Raw genomic sequence first — 3846 nt, forward strand, 5'->3', positions numbered from 1 at the left:
TGCCCTCCTCGTGCCGAATGCTGGGTGGTGACCGGCCTGCGCTGCTGTCCGGTCTTCGTCAGCCGGGCGCCGGCGAGACCCCAGGGAGAACCCGGCGGCCGCAGGGGCGCGGCGTCGTAGCCGAGGCCGCGGGCGAGGTGGTCGGGGACGTCGCGGCCGTAGCCCAGGGTGAGGGTCACGGTGGTGTCGGCCTGCCCCGGCAGGATCCAGGCCGGCCCCTCGACCGCGCGGCCGCCGGCCTCGACCCGCAGGATGTCGCCCGTGGCGATCCCCTCGCGCTCGGCGAGGCGCGGGCTGAGCGCGATCACGTTCTCCCAGACCACCTTGGTCAGGGGCTTCGGGAGCTCCTGCAGCCACGCGAGGTCGGCATGGGTGCCGTCCCAGATCGTCGGATCGGGCCGGAACAGCACCTCGACCCCGTCGGCGGCCGGCGCGGGCGATGAAGCCGCTGCGGGTGCGGCTGCCGCCGCCTGCGTCAGCGCCACCGTCTCAGCCGGACGCGCGCTGTCCGCCCAGAAGCCCAGGCGCAGGGCCTCGGAGAAGCGGGCCTCGAAGGCCGCCTCGTCCTCGCCCGGGTTCCGTCCCTGCGCCTTGAGGAGCCCGAGGGCGTCCTGACCGCCCTCCCCACCCTCGCCGCTTGCCAGGAAGGCCAGCATCTCCGCGAGCGTCCGGCCGTTGTACAGGGGGGCGACCGTGGGCTGGATCAGACCCACCGTCCCGTCGAGGGACCGGATGTCGCCCCAGGATTCCAGCGGGTGGGCGGCCGGATGTCCGCGCGCAGGTCGCGATCGAACCCGGGAAATCGTCGGGCACAGAGCCGCCGGCCCCGTCGGAGACCTGGACCGACTTCTACGATTGGGTTCTCAAGCTGGCGGCCTGAGCGGATTCAGGCTCCGAACCGCGTGCCCCGGCTCCGGCGGGCGCTCTGGAGCCGCGATGACCTCCGGGATTCGGCAGCGGCACCCGCGGGTGTCGATCCCGGCCTCTCAGGGCACCTCCCGTGGCGCTGCCATCGGGCGATCCGCATGGAAGCAGCCGGGATCGCCTCCCCGGCGCTGCGGCTTCAGCCTTGCCCGATCCCGTCCGGTAGCCTGCCGCCGGCCCGGCGGCAGCGTCGTCCAGCCGATGGAGCCGCGCTGCGACGCACTGCCCGCCGGGACCTTCCGGTTCCTGCGGCAGGGGGGCGCCGGTCTGGTGCGGGGGATCGATCCTGGTTCGCTGAATGATGCGGCGTCGCCCCGATCGAGGCCGCCCGCGCCGGTGAGGCGGGCCGTGGCTTCGCCGTGGTCGCCGCGGCGGTGAAGGTGACCGCCGGACAGACCGCCCGGACGACGGACGAGATCGGCGGCCGGATCGCCGCGATCCAGGCGGCGACCGAACGGGCCGGGCCGGGGCGGCGGCGGTCTCGCTCAGGCCGGGAGGATGTGCAGCATCCCGCCGACCATGCCGAGAGCCCCCATGCCGATCAGCCCGACGGTGATGTACAGCCGCATCCGGCTCGCGTCGGCGGCCGACGACGGGGGGATGTCTTCGGGCAGGTCGGACCAATCCATCAGGTGAGCATAGCCGGTCGGGTGGGCGGGAGGCGCCGCCCTAGGCCGGCCCGATGACGGCTGGATGACGCAGCCGCCGCAGCGGCACAGGCCCCGGCCATGCTGCCGCCGCGATGCCGCCGCGATGCCGCCGCGGTGCCGCGACGGCTTCACGAGCAGAACGTTCGCTGCCCGGGCGCGCAGGGGGACGGCGCCGCCGTCCTCGAATCCCGGCGTCTCCGGCAGGTCGACGGCCTTCGTCAGGGCCCTGCGACCGGCTCCGCCTCGACCTGGGCCATCGCGGCCCCGCCCTTCGATCGCCGTCGCCGGGGCGGGGATATCGTTGCGCGCACCGTGCTCCATGGGGCCGCCGCATTGCGCGGCCCGTCCGGTTGCCGCCCCCGCCTGTCGCGGCTGGGGCTCCGGCTTCAGGGGCGGGATCGTGGGCCGGATCCCGCCCCGGCATGAGGCGAATCAGCGACGGTCCGGGGCTCCGGCCGCGCCGCCGGCCTTGTCGCCGCCCGGCTGGAAGCCGGCCGCATTCGGCGGTCCCTTCATCCGGCCGTCCTGTTTCGGCATCTCCGAGCCCGGTGATCCGGTCGTCGTGCCCGTCGTCGTCCCCGTCGTCGCGCCCTTCCCCGTCTCGTCCTTGCCCGTATAGCCGGCCGCATTGGGCGAGCCCTGCATGCGGGGGCCGGTATTCTCCGCGGCCGTGGCGGCCGCGCCCGTCGCCAGGAGGCCCGCGACGGTCAGGCTGATCAACGTCTTCATGTGTGAATCCTCGGAACGCTTCCCCAGGCTGCCTCTACCGGGCCTGTCGGGAGCAACGCGGCCGGACGGATCCCGTTCACGTCCCCGGGATCGGGGTTGCGCGAGCGCCGGGCCTGCGGGGAAATACTTGCTGCGATGCAATATTTCCGCGTCCGAGAAGGCGCGGCGCGCGTTTCGCGGAGTGATGTATTGATTTATCTTCGGGCTTGCGCGGGCTCGAACAATTGCAATCCACGGCAGAATCTGATTGAATATTCGTATACGTCGCGTCCTATCGTGGTGACTGAATTCGCTTGTGGCCTCTCGGGCTGCGCGAGGAGGTCGAGCATGTACGCTTTGGCCAAGACCAAAGAGAGAACCGACTGGGAGCTGGTCGTCGTCTTCGGTGGCTGGATCGTCTTCGAGATCGCGATCCTGACGTTGTGCTTGGTGTCGATGTAGACGCTCTCGGAAAGACATCCGTTCTGGCCCGTCCGGTGCCGTGCGGGCCGGCCGGACGCATGCGCCGGGCCACCAATGCTTGGAGATGCTCGGAGGCGCTTGAGAGACATGCCCGTGCCGGGGCATGCTCTGCCGATCGCAGGACACGCCGACAGGATCGGCGCGACGGCAGGGGACGGGTGCATGGCGAAGGCGGTGCGGGCGGGCGGCGATCGCGACACGCGTCAGAGACCCCCGGCCGAGGACGTCCACGCCGCGGAACTCGCCCGCCTGCGGGCCGAGGATTCGGCGCCGCGGCCGCCCGGCTGGCAGCTCTCGCTCCAGGCCGTGCGGCGCTTCATCTGCGGTGACGGCGCGACCCCCGCCAAGGTGGTCTGCGCGCCCGCGCTGGTGGAGCGGGCCATGGTCACCCTGGCGACCTCGCGCGCCCTCCTGCTGATCGGGGAGCCCGGGACCGCCAAGAGCCTGCTCTCGGAACTCCTCGCCGCCGCGATCAGCGGGTGCTCGACCCTGACGATCCAGGGCGGTGCGTCGCTGACCGAGGACCAGATCCGCTACGGCTGGAACTACGCGCTGCTCGTCGCCGAGGGGCCGAGCCCCCGCGCCCTGGTGCCGGGCGCCCTCCATACCGGCCTCAGCGCGGGGCGGATCGTCCGCTTCGAGGAGCTGACCCGCTGCCCGCTGGAGGTGCAGGACAGCCTGCTCTCGGTCCTGTCCGACCGGGTGCTCGCCGTGCCGGAACTCACCGGCGCGGACGGGATGGTCTACGCGCGCGACGGCTTCAACCTCATCGCCACCGCCAACACCCGCGACCGGGGCGTGAACGAGATGTCGGCGGCCCTCAAGCGCCGGTTCGGCTTCGAGACCGTGTTCCCGATCGCCGATCTTGAGGCCGAACTCGCCCTGGTGCAGCGCGAGGCCACCGCGCTTCTGGCCCGGTCCGGCGTGCCCCGCAGCCCGGATCCGGAGGTGCTCGAACTCCTCGTGACCTGCTTCCGGGAGCTGCGCGAGGCCGTGGATACGGAGGGCACCGGCATGGAGCGGCTCTCCTCCGTGATGAGCACCGCGGAGGCGGTCAGCGTCGCCCACGCCATCGGGGGAA

General features: G+C 72.5%; 3 protein-coding genes and 2 pseudogenes. 2 read left to right on the top strand and 3 right to left on the bottom strand.

Going from position 1 to position 3846, the window contains the following annotated elements; all coding sequences use genetic code 11:
* Positions 1–713: pseudogene (locus tag I53_RS24900) on the bottom strand (molybdopterin oxidoreductase); the annotation flags it as partial.
* A gap of 522 nt (positions 714–1235) precedes the next feature.
* Here I53_RS24900 and I53_RS31835 point away from each other — a divergent pair.
* Positions 1236–1385: pseudogene (locus I53_RS31835) on the top strand (methyl-accepting chemotaxis protein); the annotation flags it as partial.
* A 24-nt stretch (positions 1386–1409) separates the two neighbouring features.
* On the opposite strand, the gene I53_RS34280 reads toward I53_RS31835, so the two are convergent.
* On the bottom strand, positions 1410–1553 hold the full coding sequence (locus I53_RS34280; RefSeq protein WP_167380411.1) for a hypothetical protein: 144 nt from the start codon (positions 1551–1553) through the stop codon (positions 1410–1412).
* A gap of 453 nt (positions 1554–2006) precedes the next feature.
* Positions 2007–2303, bottom strand: a complete 297-nt coding sequence (locus I53_RS24910) for a hypothetical protein (protein WP_043355801.1) — start codon at positions 2301–2303, stop codon at positions 2007–2009.
* 624 nt (positions 2304–2927) lie between these two features.
* On the opposite strand from I53_RS24910, the gene I53_RS24915 reads away from it, so the two are divergent.
* A partial coding sequence (locus I53_RS24915; RefSeq protein ID WP_043355803.1) for an AAA family ATPase occupies positions 2928–3846 on the top strand: 919 nt, incomplete at its 3' end.

It is taken from the genome of Methylobacterium sp. B1 (genome assembly GCF_000333255.1).
GTDB classification, from domain to species: domain Bacteria; phylum Pseudomonadota; class Alphaproteobacteria; order Rhizobiales; family Beijerinckiaceae; genus Methylobacterium; species Methylobacterium fujisawaense.